Origin of the sequence: Blattabacterium clevelandi (assembly GCF_003268615.1) — a bacterium.
GTDB classification, from domain to species: Bacteria; Bacteroidota; Bacteroidia; order Flavobacteriales; family Blattabacteriaceae; genus Blattabacterium; species Blattabacterium clevelandi.
Map to the genome: position 1 here is coordinate 538,091 of NZ_CP029844.1, position 25,407 is coordinate 563,497.

The 25,407-nt window shown below is 24.2% G+C and carries 23 protein-coding genes; 4 read left to right on the top strand and 19 right to left on the bottom strand.

Annotated features, from left to right (window positions below):
• Positions 1-372: 372 nt before the first annotated feature.
• The 13 genes from mnmA to nadE all read right to left on the bottom strand — a co-directional run bounded on the left by mnmA (position 373) and on the right by nadE (position 12,653).
• On the bottom strand, positions 373-1,557 hold the full coding sequence (gene mnmA, locus DM817_RS02670) for a tRNA 2-thiouridine(34) synthase MnmA (RefSeq protein WP_113738478.1): 1,185 nt from the start codon (positions 1,555-1,557) through the stop codon (positions 373-375).
• 65 nt (positions 1,558-1,622) lie between these two features.
• Positions 1,623-2,744 (bottom strand): molecular chaperone DnaJ, encoded by a 1,122-nt coding sequence (gene dnaJ, locus DM817_RS02675; protein ID WP_113738479.1) that lies wholly within the window; start codon positions 2,742-2,744, stop codon positions 1,623-1,625.
• Positions 2,745-2,759: 15 nt separating this feature from the next.
• Positions 2,760-3,437, bottom strand: a complete 678-nt coding sequence (locus DM817_RS02680) for a nucleotide exchange factor GrpE (protein WP_235610872.1) — start codon at positions 3,435-3,437, stop codon at positions 2,760-2,762.
• Between the two features lie 103 nt (positions 3,438-3,540).
• On the bottom strand, positions 3,541-4,524 hold the full coding sequence (gene trpS, locus DM817_RS02685; RefSeq protein WP_113738480.1) for a tryptophan--tRNA ligase: 984 nt from the start codon (positions 4,522-4,524) through the stop codon (positions 3,541-3,543).
• Positions 4,525-4,620: 96 nt separating this feature from the next.
• On the bottom strand, positions 4,621-5,499 hold the full coding sequence (gene atpG, locus DM817_RS02690; protein WP_113738481.1) for an ATP synthase F1 subunit gamma: 879 nt from the start codon (positions 5,497-5,499) through the stop codon (positions 4,621-4,623).
• A gap of 2 nt (positions 5,500-5,501) precedes the next feature.
• Complete coding sequence (gene atpA, locus DM817_RS02695) at positions 5,502-7,085, bottom strand: F0F1 ATP synthase subunit alpha (RefSeq protein ID WP_113738482.1); 1,584 nt, start codon at positions 7,083-7,085, stop codon at positions 5,502-5,504.
• Positions 7,086-7,098: 13 nt separating this feature from the next.
• Positions 7,099-7,650, bottom strand: coding sequence for an ATP synthase F1 subunit delta (gene atpH / locus DM817_RS02700; protein ID WP_113738483.1), 552 nt, complete (start codon positions 7,648-7,650; stop codon positions 7,099-7,101).
• Positions 7,651-7,663: 13 nt separating this feature from the next.
• Entirely contained in the window at positions 7,664-8,161 is a 498-nt protein-coding gene (gene atpF, locus DM817_RS02705; protein ID WP_113738484.1) for a F0F1 ATP synthase subunit B, read from the bottom strand.
• 9 nt (positions 8,162-8,170) lie between these two features.
• The gene (atpE, locus tag DM817_RS02710) at positions 8,171-8,398 is read right to left on the bottom strand and encodes an ATP synthase F0 subunit C (protein WP_113738485.1); all 228 of its coding nucleotides are present in this window, start codon (positions 8,396-8,398) and stop codon (positions 8,171-8,173) included.
• Positions 8,399-8,407: 9 nt separating this feature from the next.
• Positions 8,408-9,445 carry a F0F1 ATP synthase subunit A gene (gene atpB / locus DM817_RS02715; protein WP_113738486.1) on the bottom strand — a complete coding sequence of 346 codons (1,038 nt, stop codon included), beginning with the start codon at positions 9,443-9,445 and terminating at the stop codon, positions 8,408-8,410.
• Positions 9,446-9,536: 91 nt separating this feature from the next.
• The gene (gene cysS, locus DM817_RS02720) at positions 9,537-11,027 is read right to left on the bottom strand and encodes a cysteine--tRNA ligase (protein ID WP_113738579.1); all 1,491 of its coding nucleotides are present in this window, start codon (positions 11,025-11,027) and stop codon (positions 9,537-9,539) included.
• 31 nt (positions 11,028-11,058) lie between these two features.
• Positions 11,059-11,736, bottom strand: coding sequence for a GTP cyclohydrolase I FolE (gene folE / locus DM817_RS02725; RefSeq protein WP_201260531.1), 678 nt, complete (start codon positions 11,734-11,736; stop codon positions 11,059-11,061).
• Positions 11,737-11,849: 113 nt separating this feature from the next.
• Complete coding sequence (nadE, locus tag DM817_RS02730; RefSeq protein WP_113738487.1) at positions 11,850-12,653, bottom strand: NAD(+) synthase; 804 nt, start codon at positions 12,651-12,653, stop codon at positions 11,850-11,852.
• A gap of 45 nt (positions 12,654-12,698) precedes the next feature.
• Here nadE and tsaB point away from each other — a divergent pair, with 45 nt between their 5' ends.
• From tsaB to DM817_RS02750, 4 genes are all read left to right on the top strand, one after another.
• Complete coding sequence (tsaB, locus tag DM817_RS02735) at positions 12,699-13,343, top strand: tRNA (adenosine(37)-N6)-threonylcarbamoyltransferase complex dimerization subunit type 1 TsaB (protein WP_113738488.1); 645 nt, start codon at positions 12,699-12,701, stop codon at positions 13,341-13,343.
• 886 nt (positions 13,344-14,229) lie between these two features.
• Positions 14,230-14,358 carry a hypothetical protein gene (locus DM817_RS03060; RefSeq protein WP_262509745.1) on the top strand — a complete coding sequence of 43 codons (129 nt, stop codon included), beginning with the start codon at positions 14,230-14,232 and terminating at the stop codon, positions 14,356-14,358.
• Between the two features lie 6 nt (positions 14,359-14,364).
• Positions 14,365-16,119 (top strand): TrkH family potassium uptake protein, encoded by a 1,755-nt coding sequence (locus DM817_RS02745; protein WP_113738489.1) that lies wholly within the window; start codon positions 14,365-14,367, stop codon positions 16,117-16,119.
• Positions 16,120-16,125: 6 nt separating this feature from the next.
• Complete coding sequence (locus tag DM817_RS02750) at positions 16,126-16,824, top strand: potassium channel family protein (protein ID WP_113738490.1); 699 nt, start codon at positions 16,126-16,128, stop codon at positions 16,822-16,824.
• Positions 16,825-17,200: 376 nt separating this feature from the next.
• Here DM817_RS02750 and DM817_RS02755 read toward each other — a convergent pair whose 3' ends face one another.
• The 6 genes from DM817_RS02755 to DM817_RS02780 are packed head-to-tail and all read right to left on the bottom strand — an operon-like array spanning position 17,201 to position 25,401.
• Positions 17,201-18,472, bottom strand: a complete 1,272-nt coding sequence (locus DM817_RS02755; RefSeq protein WP_113738491.1) for a hypothetical protein — start codon at positions 18,470-18,472, stop codon at positions 17,201-17,203.
• 6 nt (positions 18,473-18,478) lie between these two features.
• Complete coding sequence (locus DM817_RS02760; protein WP_113738492.1) at positions 18,479-19,087, bottom strand: c-type cytochrome; 609 nt, start codon at positions 19,085-19,087, stop codon at positions 18,479-18,481.
• Positions 19,088-19,111: 24 nt separating this feature from the next.
• On the bottom strand, positions 19,112-19,642 hold the full coding sequence (locus DM817_RS02765; protein ID WP_113738493.1) for a DUF3341 domain-containing protein: 531 nt from the start codon (positions 19,640-19,642) through the stop codon (positions 19,112-19,114).
• Positions 19,643-19,644: 2 nt separating this feature from the next.
• Positions 19,645-21,033 carry an NrfD/PsrC family molybdoenzyme membrane anchor subunit gene (gene nrfD / locus DM817_RS02770; RefSeq protein WP_113738494.1) on the bottom strand — a complete coding sequence of 463 codons (1,389 nt, stop codon included), beginning with the start codon at positions 21,031-21,033 and terminating at the stop codon, positions 19,645-19,647.
• Positions 21,034-21,047: 14 nt separating this feature from the next.
• Positions 21,048-24,023 carry a 4Fe-4S dicluster domain-containing protein gene (locus DM817_RS02775; RefSeq protein ID WP_113738495.1) on the bottom strand — a complete coding sequence of 992 codons (2,976 nt, stop codon included), beginning with the start codon at positions 24,021-24,023 and terminating at the stop codon, positions 21,048-21,050.
• 52 nt (positions 24,024-24,075) lie between these two features.
• Positions 24,076-25,401, bottom strand: a complete 1,326-nt coding sequence (locus DM817_RS02780) for a c-type cytochrome (RefSeq protein WP_113738496.1) — start codon at positions 25,399-25,401, stop codon at positions 24,076-24,078.
• Positions 25,402-25,407 lie beyond the last annotated feature (6 nt).

A 25,407-nucleotide genomic window follows, 5' to 3' on the forward strand; every position in this document is an offset into this window, starting at 1 on the left:
TGAAATTTAAAAATCAAAGAATACTTTTTTTATTTATATAAATAACCTATTTTTATTTTTAATGAAGGAAAAATCCATTTATTTATTTTAGATATATATATACATACAATCTATATTTTTAATCACAATTATTAGATCTTCGGATTATACATACTTACTTATGGAGATCTAATATTATTATATATCCTACACCAATCATAAATTGAATGATTTATAATGAATGAATTTATTAGCTTCTTTTTATGAATTATTATTTTTTATACGAAAATGATTCCTTCCTTACCAAAAATTCCATTTTTTTTATTGGATTGTTTAAAAATTCAATTTTATAAAATTTTTACTTTACTAATAAATATTATAATGAATTTTATTTCATGAAATGACTCCGGATCCTATTAATTCTTTATCAATATACCAAGCTGCAAATTGTCCTTCGTTTATAGCACATTGCATTTTTTCAAACTCTATAAACATTCCTTTTTTTATTTTGTATAAAAATGCTTTTTGCAATGGTTGTCTATAACGAATTCTACAAAAAACCTCCATTTTATTTTCATCTAAAATGGAAAGATCATCTCTGATCCAATGAATATCTTTTTCTTTAATAAATAAAGATTTTTTATATAGACCAGGATGATTGTTTCCCATTCCTGTATAAACAATATTTTTTTTAATATCTTTTTCAATAACAAAAAGTGCTTTTTTATATCCTCCTAAAGAAAGACCTTTACGTTGTCCTTTTGTAAAAAAGGGTGCTCCTTGATGATATCCAATTAATTTACCATCTGATTTTTTATATTTTCTTTTTCTAGATAAAAAAAATAATTCTTCTTTTTTTGAAAAAAAAAATCTATTTTTTTTATTATATATTGAGGATCTTGAATTAATATTAATGATTTCTCCTTTTTTAGGAAGTATTTTTTGTTGAAGAAATTTGGATAAATTAATTTTTCCAACAAAACATAATCCTTGAGAATCTTTTTTAGATGCATTACACAATTTATTTTTTTCTGCTATTTTTCGTACTTGATTTTTTGTAAATGAACCTAATGGAAATAGAGATTTTTCTAATTGATATTGCGTTAATTGACATAAGAAATATGATTGATCTTTATTAGAATCTTTTCCAATCAAAAGACGATAGATAATTTTATTATTTTTTATAATTATTTTTTTATTAACATAATGACCTGTAGCAATAAAATCTGCTCCTAAATCCATGGCTTTTTTTAAAAAAATATTAAATTTTATTTCTCGATTACATAATATATCTGGATTAGGAGTAGTTCCATATTTATATCCATGAAACATATAATTTATAATGTATTTTTTGTATTCTTTTTTCATTTCCACTACTTGGAAAGGTATTTTTAATTTTTGAGAAACTAACATAGCATAAATACTATCTTCTTCCCAAAAACATTGATTGGAATTGATACTAGAATTATCCCAATTATTCATAAATAGACCAATTACTTCATAACCTTTTTTTTTAAGAAGTAAAGCTGCAACACTAGAATCCACACCTCCTGAAAGACCTACTACTACTCTTTTCATAAGAAAAAGGAATCTTTTATTTATAATAATAACTAAATTAATGATTATATATAAAATATTTTCTATTATGAAAACATTTCTCTAACACGATCAAAAAAAGATTTTTCTGAATTTCCAGGATGAGGAAGAAAATTTTCATTTTTTCTCATTTTTTCGAAAAAATTTCTTTGTTCTTCATTAATTTTTTTAGGTGTCCAAACATTTACATGAATGAAAAGACTTCCATATCCATATCCTTCAATATTAGGTAACCCCTTATTTTTTAATCTCAGAGTTTTTCCTGATTGTGTTCCAGGATCTATTTTAATACGAGCCTTTCCATTAATAGTAGGAACTTCTTTTGAAGCTCCTAATATAGCATCTGTAAATGATATGTATAAATCATAATGAAGATTATTCCCCTCTCTTTTTAATTTAGGATGAGATATTTCTTCAATCAATACTATCAAATCTCCGGGAATTCCGTTAAATGGAGCTTCATTCCCTTTTTCAGATACTTTTAGTTGAATACCTTCTGTAAGTCCTGCTGGTATTTGTATATTAACTAATTCTTCTTCTTTAATCAATCCATGTTTATTTGCACCATATGGAATTTTTTCAATATTTTTTCCAGTTCCAGAACATATGTTACATTGAGATGTTGTTTGCATTCTTCCTAAAATAGTATTAGCTATACGTGTTATTTGACCTGTCCCATTACAAGGAGAACAATTTTTAAAATGTACTCCTTTAGCGACTTTCATTCTTCTTACTTTTACTTTTTTTTCTATTCCATTAGCTATTTCTTCTAATGTAAGTTTGACTCTAATTCTAAGATCACTTCCCTTAATAGTTTGGTGTCTTGTAGATTTTCCAAATCCAAAACTAGAAAATCCTTCACCAAATGCATCCGCAAAAATATCTCCAAAATTTGTAAAAATATCTTCCATATTCATTCCTGATCCACTAGAGCTACTCCCTTTTACACCGGAATGTCCAAATTTATCATAACGTTGTTTTTTTTCTGGATTGCTTAATATTTCATAAGCTTCCGCAGCTTCTTTAAATTTTTCTTCTGCATTTTTTTTATTATCCGGATTTTTATCTGGATGATATTTAATTGCTAATTTTCGATAAGCTTTTTTAATTTCTTCTGAAGAAGCATTTCTAGAAATATTTAATACTTCGTAATAATCTTTTTTCATTATGAAGATAAAAGTTGATTATTTACCGGTAATGACTTTAGCATGTCGTATGACTTTTTCCTGAAGGATATATCCAGATTCTATAATTTCTATTACTTTTCCTTTTAAATTTTCTGTTAAAACTGGTATTTGTGTAATTGCTTCATGAAAATCTGTATTAAAATCATCTCCTTTTTTGATTTGAATTTTATTCAATCCTTTTTCTTTTAAAATTTTAATAAATTTCCCCTGTATTAAAGAAATTCCTTGAATTATAAGTTCATCTTTTGACTTTTTAAGTTCTTTAAGACCTCGTTCAAAATCATCTAAAATTGGAATTAAATCTATAATAATTTGTTGATGAATAGTTCTAAATAGATCTAAACTTTCTTTTTTAATACGTTTTTTATAATTTTCAAATTCTGCAAAAATACGTAAAAATTTATCTTTTTCTTTTTCTAATTTTTTTTTTAAAATTTCTATTTCCTTTAATGGATTTTCGTCCATTTTTTCTTTTAATGGATTTTCGTCCATTTTTTCCTTTAATGAATTTTCATCCATTTTTTCCTTTAATGAATTTTCATCCATTTTTTCCTTTAATGAATTTTCATCCATTTTTTCCTTTAATGAATTTTCATCCATTTTTTCCTTTTTATATAGATCATTCGTAGATGGAATTTTATCCTTTTTTTCAAATTTTTTTTGATTCATATTCATAAAATAAAAAATATTTACATAGTAATTCTATGCTCTAAAAGCAAATTTTTTGCCATATTTTACAATTGTGTCATTATGACAGGTAATAGATCCAATATAATTTTCATGAAGGATTAAATTTCAAGGTTTTTCGAATATTATTCAATCTTTCAAAAGCAATATTTTTGGCTTTTTTAGCACCTGAATCAAGGATACGATCTAATAAATATTTCTTTTTTATTAAAGAAAAAAAATTTTTTCTTTCAACTGAAAATTTTTTTATTATACATTCATATAAAGCTATTTTAGCCTCTAAATATCCATATCCCCCCTTTATATATTTTTTTCTCATTTCTTCTACTCTATCTATAGGAGCTAGTAATTTATACAAATACATTATAGAATTTTTATCTGGATTTTTTTTTTCGTTTAAAGACTTATTATCTGTATGAATACTCATAATTTGTTTTTTTAAAATTTCGTCTGAAGAAAATATATCAATCCAATTCATTTTTGATTTACTCATTTTTTTTCCATCTGTACCAGGAATAGACATAGTTTCTTTTTTAAGAAATGCTTCAGGTAATACAAATATTTTTTCCCCTATTCTTTTATTAAAACGATTAGCTATGTAACGTGCTATTTCTACATGTTGTAGTTGATCTTTTCCTACAGGAATTATTTTTGCATTATAGAGTAATATATCAGCTGCCATTAAAATAGGATAAGAAAATACTCCTACATTAATTTTTTCATTATTTTTCATTTTTTTTTTAAATGAATGAGCTAATGTAAGTCTTTGATAGGGAAAAAAACAATTTAAATACCAAGCAAGTTCAGTAACTTCTGAAACGTCTGATTGTCTATAAAGTATACTTTTTTCTGTATTTAATCCAAAAGCTAACCATGCTGCCGTAATTTGATAGGTATTATGACGGATAGTTTCTAGATTTTTTATTTCTATCAGTGAATGTAAATCTGCTACAAATATGTACGAAGAATATTTGGAATTATTAGCTATATTTATAGATGGAATGATAACTCCTAAAATATTTCCTAAATGAGGAATTCCAGTGCTTTGAATTCCTGTTAACATATTTTTATTCATATAAGAATCGTTTTATTCAATATTATATTTATATTAACAAATGTAATTAATAAATGAAATGTCATTCATTAATATGGATTTTTACTTTTTTATTTTTTAGATTAAGGCTTCCAATCCACTAATGATTTCCAGGATTTCTTTAGTAATATTAGTTTGCCTTTCTTTGTTATAATTTAACATAAGATTTCTTTTAATATCATTAGCGTTTTCTGTAGCTTTATGCATAGATATCATACGTGAAGTATGTTCAGAAGTATATGATTCTAACAAACTTTTAAATATTTTTACGCTAATAAGTTTTGGAATCATATGATTTAAAATTATCATATTAGATGGTTCTAAAATAGAATATTCATATTCTGATAATTTTTTATTACTAAAAGTAGGAATAGAAATTGGAAGAATTTTTTCAACAATTACCTCTTGAAATAAAGTATTTTTTAGATAATTATATATCAAGTATATAGAAGAAATTTTTTTAGATAAAAAATCTTCAATAATTTTTTTTACAAAAAAATATATATTAGAAAAATTATTTACAAAATTTTTTTTATATTCATATAAAGTATATTTTTTTGATAATAAATAATCAAACCCTTTCTTTCCAATAGAAAAAAAAATATATTCATTTTTTATGGAATTCTCTTTTTTTTGAATTATTTCATTAATTTTATCAAAAATTAAGGAATTAAATGAACCACATAACCCACGGTTAGAAGTAATTACGATAAATAATGTATTTTTTTTGGATGAAAAAAAATAATTGTTATTTTTTAAAATTTCTATATTTTCATGGAATGAAAATAAAATATTTTTAAATAATTGTTCTATATGTTGTGAATATTTTTTGAAATGAATAAGGGATTCTTTTGATTTTCGTAATTTTATAATAGAAATCATTTTCATGGCTTCTGTGGTTTTTATAATAGAAGCTATAGATAAGATTCTATTTTTTATTTCTTTGGTATTAGACATAATTAAGATGATAGATATTTTTCACTTAATTCAAGTGCAACATTTTCTAATATAGATGCTGATATTTCATCAAAAAAACCATTTTTTAAAGAATCCAATAAATTTTTATGTTTTTCATTTAAATAAAAAAGATACTCTTTTTCAAAAGATGAAATTTTTTCAATAGGAATATCTTTTAAAAAATTTTTAGTTCCAACATAAATAATAGCAATTTGATCTGAAATATTATATGGATTATGAGGGGACTGTTTTAATATTTCTATATTTCTTTTTCCTTTTTGTATAATATTCATAGTTGTAGGATCTAACTCAGATCCAAACTGAGAAAAAGATTCTAATTCTCGAAATTGAGCTTGATCTATTTTGAGGGTTCCAGATATTTTTCTCATAGATTTAATTTGAGCAGATCCTCCTACTCGTGAAACGGAAATACTTTCATTAATAGCAGGCCGTACTCCAGAATGAAATAGATTTTTGTCTAAAAAAATCTGTCCATCTGTTATAGAAATAACATTGGTTGGAATATAAGAAGATACATCTCCAGATTGAGTTTCAATAATAGGAAGTGCGGTTAAAGATCCTCCTCCCTTTACATATTTTTTAATGGATTCTGGAATATCATTCATCTGTTTTGCCATTTTTTGATCTTGTATAATTTTAGCAGAACGTTCTAATAAACGAGAATGCAAATAAAAAACATCTCCTGGATATGCTTCTCTACCAGGTGAACGTCGTAATAACAAAGATATTTCTCTATAAGAAACAGCTTGTTTGGATAAATCATCATAAACTACTAAAGAAGAATGGCCAGTATCACGAAAATATTCTCCAATAGCTGTTCCAGAAAAAGGAGCAAAAACTTGTATTGACGCAGGATCTGAAGCTTTAGCAGCTATTATAACAGTATAATGCATAGCCCCTTTTTCTTCTAGAATTTTTGCTATTCTAGCTATTGTAGATCCTTTTTGGCATATAGCTACATAAATACAATAAACGGGTTTATCCGTTTCAAAAAATTCTTTCTGATTAATAATTGTATCAATAGCAATAGTTGTTTTTCCAGTTTGTCGATCTCCAATGATCAATTCTCTTTGTCCTCTTCCTATAGGTATCATACTATCTATAAATTTTATACCGGTTTGAAGAGGTTCTTTTACAGGTTCTCTATAAATAACACCTGGTGCTTTTCTTTCTAATGGCATTTCAAATAGTGGTCCTACTATCTCACCTTTTCCATCGATAGGATTTCCTAATATGTCTATTACACGTCCTAACATACCTTTTCCAACTTTTATAGAACAAGTTTTCCCTGTACGTTTAATCCTATCCCCCTCTTTTATATCTTTCGAATGGTTCAGCAATACTATGCTCACATAGTCTTCTTCTAAATTCAATACAATTCCTTTTATTCCAGTATGAAATTCTACTAATTCTCCACAAAATGCCGAATTTAGCCCAAAAGATCGAACGATTCCATCACCTATTTGAACTACAATTCCATATTCAGATAATTTTGATTCATATTGAAAATCAGATAATTGTTTTTTAAGAATGGATGATATTTCAGAATATTTTAAATCGTACATGAAAATAAATACTTTATATTGAATTTTTGAATATATTTTGAATACTTAATAATTGGTTCTTCACACTGAAATCCCATTCTTTATATCCTATTCGAAATAAAAATCCACCAATAAGGGATTTATCAATTTTATTAATAATGTGATATTTTTTATTTTTTGATTTTTCTGAAGAAATAATCTTATGTATTATCATTTTTTGAATATCTATACTTAAAGGAAAAAAAGAAGTAATAATGCATTTTAATAATCCTTTTTTTTCTTTATATATTTTTTGATATTCTAAAAAAATTCTTTTTATAAGATATTCTCTATGACGTATAATTAAAATTTTTATAAAATGAAAAATAAAAATATCAAAAGAATAGAAAATTTTCTCTAAAATTTGTATTTTTCTTTCTGAATTCAATAAAGAAGAATGAAAAAACTTATTTAACTCTACATTATTAGATAATAGAAAAGATATTTTTTTGATTTTTTGATAAATAGAATCCATGTTATGGTTTTTCATAGAACTTTCAAAAAGTACCATAGCATAATGTTTAATTATTCTTCTTTTCGAAAACATTTTAAAATGTTTATTAGTTTAATTTATTTAGCCATTCTTTTATAAATTTCTCTTGTTTTTCCATTTTTTGATTTTGATCCAATTCTTTTTTTAATATTTTTTCAGCAATTTTTATGGAAATATTTCCTATTTGATTTTTCAAATCCTGAATAGCAGCTTTTTTTTCTATTTGTATAATTTTTTTTGTTTCTTTTAATATTTTTTTTTTCTCTAGAAACCCTTCTTCTATTGCTTTATATTTAATATTTTCTTTCATTTGAATAGCCTCTTTTAAAATCATATCTCTTTTTATACGAGTTTCTTTCAAAATTTTATTTTTTTTATTTTCTACAAAATCCAATTCTTTTTGAATTTTATTAGCTTTTTCTATGGAAATTCGAATTTTTTTTTCTCTTTGATCAATTATTTTTATTATTGGTTTCCAAGCATATTTAGAAAGAAACAATATCAATATCACAAATATTATGGTTTGCCAAACAATTAATCCAATAGAAGGAGTTATCAAATCCATTATAAAAATCTATTTAAAAACAGCTAATAAAGCAGTGACTATTCCAAAAAGTGCTGCTCCTTCAATAAGAGCTGAAGCAATAATCATTGCATTTTGTATTTTTTCTGAAGCTTCAGGTTGTCTAGCAATAGAATCCATAGCTGAACTTCCAATTTTACCAATTCCTAAACTAGCTCCTATTACAGAAATTCCAGCTCCTAAAGCAGCTAAACCTGCATATGTTAAATCTATATCCATAATATAATGTTATTTCATTTTACATTCATAATTCTTTACGGTAGTACCTATGAGCAAAGCAGATAAAGTTGTAAAAATAAAAGCTTGCAAAAAAGCAACCATAACTTCTAATAGGGAGATAAAAAAACCAAAAATAATGGAAAAACTAGTAATTAAAAAACTTTTAAAAATAAAAATAAGACAAATAAAACTTAAAATAACAATATGCCCAGCAGTAATATTAGCAAATAAACGAATACATAAAGTTAACGGACGAATTAAAATCCCAACTAATTCTATTGGAGCTAATAATAATTTTATTCCTATAGGAACATTGGGCATCCATAAAATATGTTTCCAATAACTTTTATTAGCCCTCATATAGGTTATTATAAAAGTGATTATAGATAAAACTAACGTAATACTTATGTTTCCTGTAACATTTGGAAATCCTGGTAGCATCCCGATTAAATTATTAATCAATATAAAAAAAAACATAGTCAATAAAAAAGGAAAATAAATTTTATATTTTTTTTTACCAATATTTGGGATAACAATCTCATCACGAATAAATAGTATTAAAAATTCCAAAAAAATTCCTAAACTCCATTTTATTTGATAAGTTTCGTAACTTTTCCTCATTTTTCTAAAAATAAAACATAATAAAATAAAGGAAATAAAAATAGATACTACATTTTTTGTAATAGAAAAATCCAATGGTTTATAATTTTTTGGATAACCTTTTGAATCCATATATAAATTTCCAATAGAATCGGTTTTATATATTTTTTCTTTAAACATTTTATAATTTCCATATTTTCCTTTTACTACTTTTCCATGAGAAAATTGAGAAGAAAAAAAAAATTCTAATCCATTATTCCACAAAAATATAGGTAAAGAAAAATTTTTATCCCCAATAATATTCCATTCATGGGAATCGCTGATATGTTCAATTATTGTCTTAGCTACATCAATATTTTTTTTTTCTTTTGCAAAAAGATTCACAGGAATAAAACCAAAAAAAATAAGGAATAATAAATAATATATTACTAATTTGTTTAACCCCATTCATTCAATAGACGAATAGAAAACAAATTTAGTTTTTTTTCTATAAAATAACGAGAATTTTTTTTATAAAAAATCCTGAATTAAAATCAATTTAAAAAATTTTATCATCCTGTAATGAAATTCCTATATCAGATAATTCATTTCGAATTTGATCTGAAAGAATCCAATTTTTCTTTTTTCTTTCTTCTTTTCTAATTTTTATTAATCTTTCAGTAATTCTTTTTAATTTTTTAGAAGATTCTTCCAAAAAATTTTTTTCAAAAATTTGAATCCCAAGGATATCAAAAATAAAATAATTCATATATTTTTTCAATAAATGAATAGTTTCTATATCATTATCATTAATAAAAGTAGAATTAATGATATGAGATACTTCAAATAAATAAGAAATTAATAATGGAGTATTAAAATCATCATTTATTGCTTCATAACAGTTTTTTATCCATTTATAAACATCAAATATAAAACTATTAGTTTTTTTTTTTTTAGAAAAAGAAAAATTTAATTTTTGGATTCCATTCATTAAACGATAATATCCTTTTTCTGCATCTATCAGTCCTTTGTTAGAAAAATTTAAAATACTACGATAATGAGATTTTAAAATAAAAAAGCGAATAATGGTTGGATGAAAAGTTTTTTTACGACATTTGGAAATCAAATCTTTTAATTCTAAATAATGGCCTGTTGATTTACTCATTTTTTTATCATTTAATGTTAACATATTTGTATGCATCCAATAATTTGCAAGATTATTATTATAAACACCTATCGCCTGTGCTAATTCACATTCATGATGTGGAAATTTAAGATCGATCCCTCCACCATGGATATCAAAAATTTCTCCTAAATATTTTGTACTCATAGTAGTACATTCTATATGCCACCCTGGGAATCCTTTACCCCATGGAGAATTCCAATTCATAATATGATTTTTTTTTGCTCTCTTCCAAAGAGAAAAATCTTGAAAACAATGTTTTTCTTCTACAAATTTTTTTTGTTTGCTAAATAGTTTATCTATTCTATTATGACTTAATATTCCATAAGAATAAGATTTTCTATACTTTTTCATATTAAAATAAATAGATCCATTTTTTTCATAAGCTAAATTTTTTTTAATCAATTTTTGAATTATATCAATTTGTTCTATAATATGACCAGTTGCAGTAGGTTCAATACTTGGAGGTAAAGTATTGAAAAGATTTAAGGTATAATGAAAAGAAATAGTATATTTTTGTACAATTTCCATAGGTTCAAGGCCTTCTATACGAGATTTTTTTAAAATTTTATCCTCTCCATTATATCTTTCCTTTTCTAAATGTCCTACATCTTCTAAATGTCCTACATCCGTTATATTTCTTACATAACGAACTTTATAACCTAAATGTTTAAAATAACGAAAAACTAAATCAAATACAATAAAAGTCCGACAATTTCCTAAATGTAGATGATTATAAACTGTTGGACCACAAACATAAATCCCCACATATTCTTTATGAATAGGTTGAAATAATTCTTTTTTTCTAGTTAAAGAATTATATATTCGTATATGATTTCGTATATTTTTTCTTTCTTCTATTTTCATATATATTTCTATAAATAAATAATAATATTTTCTATGGAATTCCAATATAATGGAAAAATTCTTTTCGAATTTCCGAGTTTTTTTTAAATATTCCTAATAATTTGGTAGTAATAGTTTTGGTATTGATATCTCGAATTCCGCGAGAATTTACGCATAAATGTTTTGCTTCTATAATACAAGCAACATTTTTTGTATCTAATATTTTTTGTAAAGATTTTACGATTTGTATAGTTAAACGCTCTTGAACTTGTGGTCTTTTTGAGTAGTAATTCACTATTCTATTAATTTTAGAAAGACCTATCACTTTTCCATTAGAAATATAACCAACGTGAGCTTTTCCAATAATAGGTAGAAAATGATGCTCGCATATAGAATATATTGTAATATTTTTTTCTATTAACATTTGGTTATACCTGTATTTATTTTCAAATGTAGATACTTTAGGAAAATTCTTTGGATTAAGACCACTAAATATTTCTGTTATAAACATTTTTGCTACCCGTTTAGGGGTACTACGTAAACTATCATCATTCATATTCAATCCTAATATTTCCATGATATGGAAAAAATGTTTTTCTATTTTAGAAATTTTTTCTTCGTTACTTATAAAAAATGCATCGTTACGTAATGGGGTATCATGATCTTCTAAAGAAGAAATAGTTTTCTTTATTTTTTTTTCTAAAAATTTTTTATTTTTTTCTTCCATCATTAATTAACTTAATCAATCCATGATAAACAAAGGTACAAAAAGGATTATGTCTTTTTTTTTAAAGAAAACTACTCTAATTTTGGTATTTAAAATTTCTAATTTATCTTGTATATTTATTCAATCTTTTTAATACCAAAAGGAATTTTACAGATAGGAATAGGAATTACCTTATGCATGTTTTTTTTATGTAAAGTTTTATATTTTTTCATTACATTTTTTTCTCTTTCCTTAAATGTATCATAATTGAAAAATTTTTTTTTCTCTTCTGTAATTTTCATTGCCCATTCCAATTCTTCATAAGTGGCTTCTAGTTGATCTTCATCAGATCTTTGATCTTCCCATAAACCATCCGTAGGGTTTGCTTTTTGTATACAATTAAGAATTTTTAATTTTTTAGCTACAAAACGTATTTCACTTTTTGTTAAATCTGCTATAGGATGGATATCTACTCCACCATCTCCATATTTTGTAAAAAATCCAACTCCAAAATCTTCTATTTTATTTCCAGTTCCAACTACTAAATAATTATTTATATTAGCATAATAGTATAAAGTTATCATACGAATACGAGATTTGATATTTGCTAAAGCAAGTAAATTTTTTTTTTGAAAAGGATCGTTTACTGTATGAAAAAAAGATAAATATAGAGAAGATAGATCTTTTTTTATATGATGGACATTTAAAAATTGAGATTTTAAAAAATTTGCATGTTTTTGAGATAATAAATTTTTATTTTTATCTAGTATAGGCATTTCTAATATTAAAGTTGGATACTTAGTCATAGAAACTAACATGGATGTTACAGATGAATCTATCCCCCCAGATATACCAATAATAAATCCATTAGATTGAGATTGTTTTATATATTTTATAAGCCAGGATATCACATATTCAATTATTTTTTTTTCATTTATCATTTTAAATGATTTTTAGATTTTTCATAAAAAAAAAATTTTTAAAAAATGTCTTTAATTCTTAATTTAGAAACTTCTACAAAAAATTGTTCAGTTAGTATTTCCAAAAAGGGAGTATGTATTACATCTATAGAAGAATGTTCGGAACAATATCTTCATTCAGAAAAATTACATATATTTATACAATATGCTATAAAAATTTCTAAAATTGATATAAATGATTTGCAATCAATTTGTGTTAGCAAAGGACCTGGTTCATATACTTCACTAAGAATAGGAATATCTGCCGCTAAAGGTTTGTGTTTTTCATTAGGAATACCTTTATTATCGTTGGATACATTAACAATTATGAGTCAAAAGATAGATATTAAAGATGGATATTTAATACCTATGATACATGCAAAATCCGATTTTTTTTATACTTCCTTATTTAATAGATTTAAAGAAAGAGTAGCCCCTATCTCTATAAAAAAACTCAATGATAAATATTTTAAATTTATCACAAAAAATCAAAAAGTATATTTTTTTGGAAATATAAATTTTCAAAAAAAAGAAAAAAATTTATTTACAGATTATTTTCATTTTTTTTCTCATATTTATCCATCTGCAATGGATATGGCTTTTCTTTCTTATGTTAAATTTTGTAATAAAAAGTTTAATAAAATTGAAGAATTTATTCCTTTTTATTTATGATGAATAAAATCTATGTTTTTTATGAAAAAAATAAAAATATATATTTTTTGGAATAGGATTATTCAAATTGGGAAAAAAATAGTCCATTAGAAGTTTATCAAACTATAAAAGTTCAAACTTTTATTCAAAAAAAAGGTTATTTTTCTCGTTGATTTTTTATAAAATCTGAAGGAAATTTCATTCAAAATATTCCTATTCTATTCATAAATTTAAAAAATAAGTTTTTTTTATTAGAAAAATAATTCAGTTCATGCTTTAAGGAGTCATTGATATTGCTGTTCATTCTTTAAAATAGGTTCTAACTATCTAACTAAATTACCATAAAAATCGTCCTTTCTTCTTCTTATTGAAAGAAGGATATTTTTGTTTATGACTTAGTAGTATATAATATAAAAAAGGATCCAATAATTTTTTTTTATTAGATTCAAATATCCATGCTATTATAGCTCCTGGAAGTCTTAGGGGGTAATTTTTGGAAAAATCGTTATCCACATCATAATATTGTATATTTATTTAAAAGGAAATATAAATACAAAATTAAAAAAATTACGTAAAAATTATTGTAAAGAAGCTATTTTTACAAAAATAGGATTGGAACGTTTAGGAATATGACATAATTTAGAGTGGTTAAATTTTCAAGTATTAAATTGGATGATCCATTATCCTGGAAAACGAACTATTGTAGTTACTACATTAAAAAAAAATGATTTTATTCATCATTTAACTCAAAAATTTGATGATAAGTGAACTAGATTATTTGAAAATGTAAAGCGGAAGTTTTTGAGAAATTTATAATGTAAATGTATGAATATTATAGGTGCTCATGCGTTTTTTTTAAATAAATAAAATTACTTATTTTACAGGAATATTATTCAGTTTAGATGGTATGAAAAAAATACAAAAAACAAAAATAGGATCTCATAATAATTTTATCGGAATTGAATGTGCTAAGGAAATATTAGAAAAAGGTGGGATGGAAATTTTGAAAAAAATCAGGGGAAAAAATATTTCATAATAAATCATGATCCAAATTAATTTCCGAAAATTATTACCGTTTTTGACTCCAATTATATTTTTATATATAATTATTTCTTTAGGATGGAAAACTTCCATAAATCCTTTTTTTAATATAGGAATACTTATTGGAATGATGTTAATATTAAGTTTTTTTCATTTTTTAATCCTTTTTGAAAAAACATTGGATAAAGGATATCAATCTATGATATTTTTATCTTTTTTCGTTTTTATTCCCTCTCTACTATTTTCTATTGGAAAAATTTTGTTTTCTAATAACGTAACAATTACAGATTTAAGAGGGGTTTTATTAACGAGTTTAACTATATATATATTAATTCGCATTACCTATTTTATGCGAAAAATATACGTAAAAATTAATAATCCTATTTTTATTTTTATTACTAGTTTTGTATTTCTATCTTTTTTAGGATCATTATTTCTAATGTTACCATCATCAACCGTTAAAAAAATATCATTTATAGATGCTTTATTTACTTCTACTAGTGCTGTATGTGTTACTGGATTAGGGGTATTAGATACTTCTAAAGATTTTACCCATTTAGGAAAAGTTATTATTCTAACTTTGGTAGAACTTGGGGGATTGGGAATTTTAACCGTAACTTCTTTTTTTAGTTATTTTTTTAGGGATGGTTTTTCTTTTAGAGAGGGGATTTATATAAGCAATTTTTTAAATACAAAGACTACAAATAATGTTCTTTTTTTAGCTGTAAAAGTAGTTTTATTTACTTTAATAGTAGAAATGGTAGGGGCTTTATTGATTTATCTTTCTATTAAGAACGAAAGGAATATTATAGAATCTGATAGTCCTTTATTTTTTTCTATTTTTCATTCCATATCTGCTTTTTGTAATGGAGGTTTTTCGACTCTTAGTAAAGGGCTTTATTCTGAATCTGTAAGATTTAATTATTTATTACAATTTATTATTGCATGTTTATTAATATTGGGAGGAATAGGTTTTAATATTTTATTTAATTTTTTTACATATATATGGTTAACGTTAAAAAAATATTTTTACAAAATTTTTAAAGATGAATATTTTAGATGTCCTGTACATATTTTCACTTTAAATACAAAAATTGTTTTATTTACAACCTTTTCTTTACTTTTTTTTGGAACTATTTTTTATTATATAAGCGAATATCATTATTCACTTTCAGAACATTCTTCTATTCTTGGAAAGTGTATTGTTTCATTTTTTTCTTCTGCTACATCTAGAACAGCTGGATTTCAAGTATTAAATATGGAAAAATGGACTCCATTCACTATATTATTTACTATTTTTTTGATGTGGATTGGTGCATCTCCTGCTTCTACCGGTGGAGGTATTAAGACAAGCACTTTTGCATTAGCATTAATGAATATTATCTCTTTATCTATAGGAAAAGATAGATTAGAAATTCAAAGAAAAGAAATTTCTTCAAAATCTGTTAGACTTGCTTTTGCCATTATAATATTATCTCTCATTATCATATATATAAGTATTTTGATTATTCTTCTTTTAGATCCAAAAAAAGATATTTTATCTATTTTTTTTGAAGCTTTTTCTGCTTTTTCAACAGTAGGATTATCTTTAGGAATTACTCCTAATTTATCCAATGGAAGTAAATTAGTTTTAATTACTTTGATGTTATTAGGAAGAATAGGCGTTTTTAATATTATGATAGGATTATTAAAAAGAAATAGAATAAATTCTTCTTATTATTATCAATATCCTCAAGAATATATTCTCATCAATTAAAAAAGTATGAAAATTATAATTATTGGGTTAGGAAATTTTGGAAGATCTTTAGCACTTAATTTAACAGATAACGGACATGAAGTTTTTGGAGTAGATCACAAAATGGAAAAAGTTGACTTATTAAAAGATCGTATAGCCAATGTAGTTTGTATGGACGCTAATAACGAATTAGCTTATAAAGTATTGCCTATACAACAAGCTAATTTAGGAATTGTTGCTATTGGAGAAAATGAAGGTGCATCAATAGTAACCACGGCTATATTAAAAAAATATAAAAATCTTAGAATAGTCAGTAGATCTTTATCAAAGATACATGATACTATATTAGAAGCTATGGGAATCAATGATGTCATTCACCCGGAACAAGACGCAGCTTTTCGATTGACAAAACAAATTTCTTTTAATTATGCTTTAGATTATTTTCGAGTAGATAATAAACATTCTATTGCAGAAGTTTTTTCTCCATATTCCTTTAGTGAAAAATCAGTTAAAAGTCTTCAACTAACACAAAAATATTCTGTTTCCTTAATTACTGTAATACGAGAAATTAAAAATTCTATTTCATTCAATGAAAAATCTAAAAAAAAAGTTATAGGATTGGTTACTGGGGATACTATTTTACAAAAAGGAGATATATTGACTCTTTTTGGATCTAATAAATCTATAATGAATTTTTTAAAAGATCAATTAACAAATAATGATTAAAATACTTATGAAAAAATACGGAGATGATTCTTTTTTTTCTAAAATTTTGTAATTTTTTATCCATAAAATATTCCATTTTAGATAAAAAACCTATTTTAAATGATCAACTTATTTTTACTATTTTTATCTGAAGTTTATAAAAAATTCTTTCTTCCTAAATAAATCAAAAATTTATCTAGTTATCATGGAATCATTTTTAAAAATAAAATACAATATAATTCTAAAACGGAATTTTTTTCTATAGGTAAAAAAACAGCTAACGCTAACTTTGTTTCAATTTTTTTATATATCAAAAAATATGGATCCCAAATAATCCTTCTTTAAAAAAAGTTTTTATAATAATATGAATATTTTTTTTAGTTAAAAATCATTTTTTTTACAGATAAGGATATTTATATTTTTTACTTTCTTGAAAAAAAGGATTTCCAATGAAATTGAGATTTTTTCTATTTATATTGAAAAATAATATGTAAATAAAAATATTACCTATTAGTAATAAAGATCCTATTTCATGTAATCCAAATTTTGGATATAAATGTTTATTTACAACTATTTCTGGAGCTATTAAATTGTATATATCTATATAATGTCCAACGAGTAATAAAAAAGAAACTATAAGTACTATTTTTGTATTAATTTTGCTTTTACTACTCATTAAACCAAAAAAAGGAACCAAAAAATTTAGAATAACCATCCAAAAATGAATATTCCCATATAGTTCTTCTCTCTTCAAAAAGTGAATAACTTCTTCTGGAATATTTCCGTACCAATAAAGTAAAAATTGTGAAAACCAAAAATAGGTCCACAATAAACTACTAGAAAAAAGATATTTACTTAAATCATGTAAATGATTTTCATTAAATAATGGTAAACATCCTATTTTTTTTAGATAAATAGAAAGAATAGTAATAGATCCAATCGCTGTTACCATATAAGAGCTTAAAATATACCAACTAAACAAAGTACTAAACCAGTGAGGATTCAAAGACATAATCCAATCCCATCCCATAAAAATAGATGTTATAGAAAAAAATATTATAAAAATAATGGAAAAAAAATTTAATTTTTTGTAATCGTTCAAAGAACTTGTCATATTCAAAATATAAGACGTTTTTTTTAATTTAAAATAAAAAAAATTCCAACCTATTATATAAATGAAACTTCTGATTAAAAAAAAGGGGATATTTAGAAAAGCTTTTTTACTTGAAATAATTTTATCATACTTTAATGAAGTAGGATCAAATAGATTAATATCCATCCAGTGAAAAATATGAATAATACCAATAGAATTTAATAAAAAAAATATTAAAATCAAAAAACATCCATATGGAATAAACGAAGCTAATTCCTCTATAATAGGATGAATTATGATCGACCATCCTGATTTTGATACATATTGTATTCCTAAAAATAATAAAGATCCTAGAGAAATAGTAGTAAAATAAAAAATTGCTATATATAATCCTACCCAAGGTTGATTTTCTTTTTTTTCATCTTTTTTATGTGAAATTTTTTTTAAAAAAAAATATTTTTTTTGATTAAAATCTATTCTATTTAAAAAAGGAATTTTATCAAAAAAAATAAGAAAAAATCCTAATGTCATTAGAAAAAAAATCATTTTTTTTAATTTTTTAGAAAATTGATACATTGTATTTTATCTATTTATTTTTTTTAGATACATTACATATTCGGATAATTTCCATCTATCCCTTTCATTTAATTGAGAAGCATAAGAATTCATATTATTTTTACCATAAGTAATAACCTTATAAACACTTCCAATAGTAAGATCTCTATCTTTATAATTAGGAATACCGAATATTTTTTCATTTTTTACTAAAATTCCTTTTCCATCACCATTATCACCATGACATATAGAACAATTTATTTTATATAATTTTTCTCCATTTTTTACGTTATTTTTTGATTTATCCTTGTTTTTTTCTTTTTTTTCCAAAATTGAGGGGTCACATTCTTGATAGTTTTTTTTTTTGTAAGAAAGAAATTCATAAAAATTATTGGGAATAGTTCCTTTTACTGGTAAAAGAGAGGAAGTTTTTTCTTTTAAAAAAAGAGGAATTTTTATTTTTTTAACATTTTTTTTGTAATTAGGATATGGTTCTGAATAAGGTTCATAAGCATCCGAATAATACATATCTGGCATATATACTCTATTGGGTTTTGATTTATCAAACCAACAGGAATTCAATCCTGCATTAATAAATAACAAAAGTAAAATAATATAAAAATATTTATGATTCATCATTTTTTTATAATCAATTTTTTTTTAAACTATTCTTTTTACGTTTACTTCCATAGCTCCATTTTCTTTTAATAAATTCAATAATTTTTCAACATTATTTTTGGTATTAATTTCTATTAAAAACATATTATCAGTAGTTCTTGGATCTGGATTCTTTGGATAAGATCCTGGAAATAATTTACATTGGATAAGATAAGTAATACACATAAAATGTGCAGAAAAAAAAATTGAAAATTCAAATATTACAGGAATAAAAGAAGGTAGATTTCTAACCCAAGAAAAAGAAGGTTTTCCTCCAATATTCTGGGGCCAATCATAAATCATGGTATACCAAGTAAGTATACTTGCCAAAAAAAATCCAAAAAATCCATATAAAAAGGATAAAAAGGATAAATTAGTTTTTTTTAATTCAAGTAATTTATCTAAATTATGAACTGGAAATGGAGTATATACTTCATATATCTTTATCTTTTTTTTGATAAGAATTTTTATACTATTGATCATTAAATGATCATTATCGTATAATGCATGAATATTAAATTCGGATTTATTCATTTTTATTTTTTTGTAATATTTTTACTGATTTTAGAAGATTTCAATATTGTTTTTAATTCCGACTGTGATATAACTGGGAATACACGTATATATAGTAAATAAAGAACAAAAAAGAACCCGATAGTTCCTATAAAAATACCTACATCAACAAATGAAGGAATAAAACCAGTCCATGATGAAGGTAGATAATCATGACTAAGATTTAAAACAATGATATCAAATCTTTCAAACCACATTCCAATATTGATGATAATAGCTATTATATAAGACCAAAAAAAACTTCTACGTATTGATTTTATCCATAAAAATTGTGGAATTAAAACGTTACAAATGATTAAAATCCAAAAAGCCCACCAGAATGGTCCAGTTGCTGCTTTTACAGAAAAATAAATAAATTTTTCAAAGGGATTATTAGAATACCATGCTAAAATAAATTCGGATATATATGCTAATATAACTATTCCTCCTGTTAATAAAATAATCATATTCATATACTCAATATGATTTCTTGTAATATAACTTTCTAGAGAGAGTACTTTTCTCGCTACACCTAATAAAGTTTGAACCATAGCAAAACCAGAAAATATAGCACCGGCAACAAAATAAGGAGGAAAAATAGTACTATGCCATCCCTTAATTACAGAAGTAGAAAAATCAAAAGACACAATGGTATGTACAGAAAAAACTAATGGAGTACACAGACCTGCTAAAACTAAAGAAATTTCTTCAAATCTTTTCCAATCTTTTGATCTTCCTCCCCATCCGAAACTAAGAATACCGTATATTTTTTTTTTTATAGGATCTTTTACTCTATCTCGGATCATGGCAAAATCTGGAATTAATCCCATAAACCAAAAAACAGTAGAAACAGAAAAATAAGTACTAATAGCAAATACATCCCATAAAAGTGGAGAATTAAAATTAGGCCATAAACTTCCAAATTGATTAGGAATAGGTAATACCCAATGAGCATTCCAGGGTCTTCCCATATGAATAATAGGGAATAATCCCGCTTGGATTACCGCAAATATTGTCATAGCTTCAGCTGATCTATTAATAGATAAACGCCATTTTTGACGAAATAATAATAAAACTGCGGAAATTAAAGTTCCTGCATGACCAATACCAACCCACCAAACAAAATTAGTTATATCCCAAGCCCAATTAATGGTTCTATTTAACCCCCATACTCCTATTCCTGTATTTAAAGTGTAAAAAATACATCCTAATCCCCAAAAAAAAGCTAAAATTGAAATAAAAAAAGAAATCCACCATAATGTTCCAACTTTTCTTTCTATAGGGTACAATATATCTTCAGTAATATTTTGAAATGTTTTATTACCAATAATTAATGGTTCTCGTATAGAAGTGGATTCATGATTAGTTAGCATAATTTTTTTTCTATCTATTTCAAATTTTTCACTTTTAATTGATAAGATACATTTGGTCGAATTCCAAGAAAATCAAGTAGTTTATAATTTCTTGTATCTCGTATTTTTTTTGAAATTTGACTATTTTTTTCATTAATATCTCCAAAAACAATAGCATTTGTTGGACAAGAAATACTACAAGCAGTTTCAAATTCTTCATCTTTTATTTTTCTATTTTCTTTTTTGGCTATTCCTATAACAGATTGTGTTCTTTGTATACATAAAGAACATTTTTCCATAACCCCTCTTGTTCGAACAACTACATCTGGATTGAGAACCATTTTCCCTAAACTATTATTCATATTATAATTAAATTTTGGGTTATTAACATAGTTAAACCAATTAAATCGTCTTACTTTATAAGGACAATTATTTGCACAATAACGTGTTCCAACACAACGATTATAAATCATCATATTTTGACCTTGCATTCCATGAGAGGTAGCTCCAACTGGACAAACTGTTTCACAAGGAGCATATTCACAATGTTGACACATTATAGGTTGAAAAGAAACTTTTGGATTTTTAAAAAAATCCTCATCATTTTTTGATGAATTTATTTTTTCTGAATAATATCTGTCAACTCTTAACCAATGCATATCTCTAGATTTTCTTATTTCTTCTTTTCCAACAACAGGAACGTTATTTTCCGTGTGACATGCAATAACACAAGCTCCACAACCAATACAAGCGTTTAAATCTATAGATAAATTAAAATGATGTCCATTTTTTTCTTCTTTATTATTTTTTTCTTTCCAAAGAGAAATTTTTTCTAGAGGTAACATTCCTTTGGGAGTAAGGATTTTCTCTTCTTCATTCCAAATTTTTTTAGATTTTTTTAAAAAAGTTTCTAAATCTGTTTCTTTAATTAAATTTCTTCCTACTGTTGTATTTTGTACTTGAAAACAAGAAAATTTATGTATTTTATTTACTTTTTTTATCTGTATATTTTTTTGTATTAAACTAAAATTTTCATAGACTTCATAGGCATTTTTTCCTTGGCATATTTTAGATAATTTTCCTATTTTTTGTCCGTATCCAAAAGATAATCCTATAGAACCTATACCTTGTCCCGGTTGTATGTATACAGGAATATTTTTAATTAAAATTTTATGGTTTTTGATTAAATTCACACAATTTCCATTCATAGATCCACTTCCTGTATACCAATTTTTTATTCCTATTTTTTTTGCATCATATGAGGATATAGTTAGATAGTTTTCCCAAGTGGTTCTTGTAATAGGATCTGGAAACTCTTGTATCCAAGGATTATCATGTTGATATCCATCACCTATACTTATTTTTGTGTATAATCTAAGTTCTAAATTTTTTTCCACTTTTTTTTCACTATTGATTACCTTTATTCCATATTCATGGATTTTTTTTTGATAATCATATGTAAGTTTATTAGTTTTTATATTTTCTTTTTTTTCAACTACTCCATGAAATAAAGCTTCATTAAAAGAAGAAACATTAGACTGTGGAATGATTTTTTTTTCCCAAATTTTTTTTAAATATTCGTAATAATTTTTTTCTGGAATCCCCCCCCAAATGATCAAAGATTCTTGAAATTGTCTTGTATTAAATAGGGATTGAATAGTAGGCTGAATGAGAGTATAAAAACCAGTTACAGGATGAGTATCACCCCAACTTTCAAGCCAATGAGGAATAGGAGCTAATACATTCATAGTTTCATTAGTTTCATCTTTTTTCATAGAAAAAGAAATAGTAATTGGAATTTTCTTAAAAAATTTTTTTATTTTACTAGAAAATGGAAGACTATAAATTGGATTAGTATTATGAATTAAAATAGCTCCAATTTTTTCTTGTTCTAAATCTATTATGAATTTTTGTAATTTTTTATCATTACTTTCTTTTGATAAAATAAATTTATTTTTTTGTAAAGCATTACTTCGAATTTTTTGATTTATTAAAAAAGATAGAATATAAGATTCTATATTACCATCTGCAAAAATTACACTTTTTGATCCTTTTTCTACAATCAAATCTGCTATTTTATTAATTTCCTTATCTTCATTTTCATTGATTTTTTTTTCAAAAAATATTTTTTGGTAAATTTTAAATAATATTTTATTAATTTCGGAAGGTTTTCTTGAAATCCGAATATCTGCATTTGCTCCAGATAAAGTCATATTACTTTCTATCTGAATATGTTTCAACATTGATTTTTTTGGATTTTTATTATTTACATAATATTTTGCCATATTTTCTGGACTCCAATCTCCTAAAAAATCAGCATCGAAAGATACTATTAATTCCGTTTTTGATAAATCAAAAAGTGGAAAAGCACGAATTCCAAATATTTTTTCTGCAGCATCTAAAGCTACAGAATAGGAAATAGCATCATAAGTAATCCATTTAGTAGTAGGATATGTTTTTGTAAAATCCTTAATTAATTTTTTTGTAGAATAACTTGGATAAGAAGAGGAAAGAATAACAATATCCTTTTTCATTTTAGATATTTTTTGAAAATGGTTTATAACATAATTATCGATTACCTTCCAAGAACATTTATTACCATTAATAAAAGGATTTTTTAACCTTTCTTCATCATAAAGGGATAATAAGGAAGATTGTATTCTAACTGATGTTGTATTGAAATATTTTGAAGTTAAATTAGGTTCTATTTTTATGGGACGTCCTTCTCTTGTTTTTACCAATACACTTCCAATATCAAAAGAATCTATCATAGTAGAGGCATAATAAGTTGGAATTCCAGGAGTTATAATATCTGGTTTTACAATGTATGGTATCGATTTTATAACTGGGCCTTTACATGCTGCTAAAGTTACTGAAGCAGTACTAAATCCTATCCATTTAAGAAAATCTCGTCTGGATGTTTTATCTTTTTTTACAAATACTTTAACTAAAGTATTTTTTTCAAAATGAGAAGAAACCCCACTTTTTTTTTTATTATTTGATTTTATCATGAATATTTTTTTAATAGAAAATGAATTATAATAATATCAGTAGTAAGTTTTTTCAATAATGACATTTAGCACATTCTAGCCCACCAATCATATCTACTGTTATTTTTTTTTCTTTTCTTTTTTTTATCAAATCTGGAAAATATTCTTTATAATATTGATTTTCAGTATCTATTTCTGTATCTTTATGACACGATATACACCATTCCATCGTAAAATTATTGGCCATTTCTACTTGATCCATATTTTGAACTTTTCCATGACAGGCATTACATGATAAATCTACTTTTTTTGATTTTTTGATCATTTTTTCCCCGGTAATTATATGTTGAGAATGATCGAAATATACAAAATCAGGCATATTGTGTATACGTATCCACTGAATTGGATGAGTTTTTTTAGAATATTTTCTTATTTCTGGATCCCAACCTACTGAATGATATATTTTTTGTATTTCTTTATTGTATTCATCTCTACTTTTTCCTTTTTCTATATAATCTCCTTTATATTCGTTAATAGTAATATGACAATTCATACAAATATTAGCCGAAGGGATACCAGATACTTTGCTATATTTTGCGGATGTATGACAATATTGACAATCAATTCCATTTATTCCAGAATGAATTTTATGAGAAAAGTAAATGGGTTGTTCTGGTTTATATCCTTTATTAACATCTATTTGCATTAAAAAAGTCCATATTCCATATATTCCTAATATGAAAAAAAATCCTATAAACGAAGAAAAAAAATACCAATTTTTCTTTTTATCTCCTAAAAATCTATATAAAAATAAATAGGTTAATATCCAAAAATTTTTTTTATTTTTTTCTGTAAAAAGAAAATCTTTACTTAGTAAATGAGTTAAAATATAAATTTTATATAGTATCCAAAGTGAAATTATAGAGAAAATAAAAAGACCAAAAACAATGATTTTTATGATAAATTGATTTTTTTCTAATTCTATATTATCAAATTCTTGTTTATTTTCTTTTTGTGGTTTATTTTCTTGTTGTTGTTGTTTTGAATTTTTAATAAAATATAATATATCGTCTATTTGTTGTTCGGATAATTGATTAAATGAGTTCATTTCTACGTTTCCATATTCTTTATAAATAGAAATCGCATCTATATCTCCACTATTCCTTAATAATTTATTGTCAACTATCCATTTATGTAGCCATTCTCTATTCCTTTTTTCCGTTACACCATATAAAGCTGGTCCTATCATTTTTTTTTCTAAATCTAAGGAATGACAGGATGTGCAATTTTGTTTAAAAATTTCTTTTCCATTTTCGAAATTCCCTTCTATATTTTTTGCTTCAATTAGAAATATAAAAGTAGAAAATGAAAAAAAAATAGAAAATAAAAAATTTTTCATAATTGA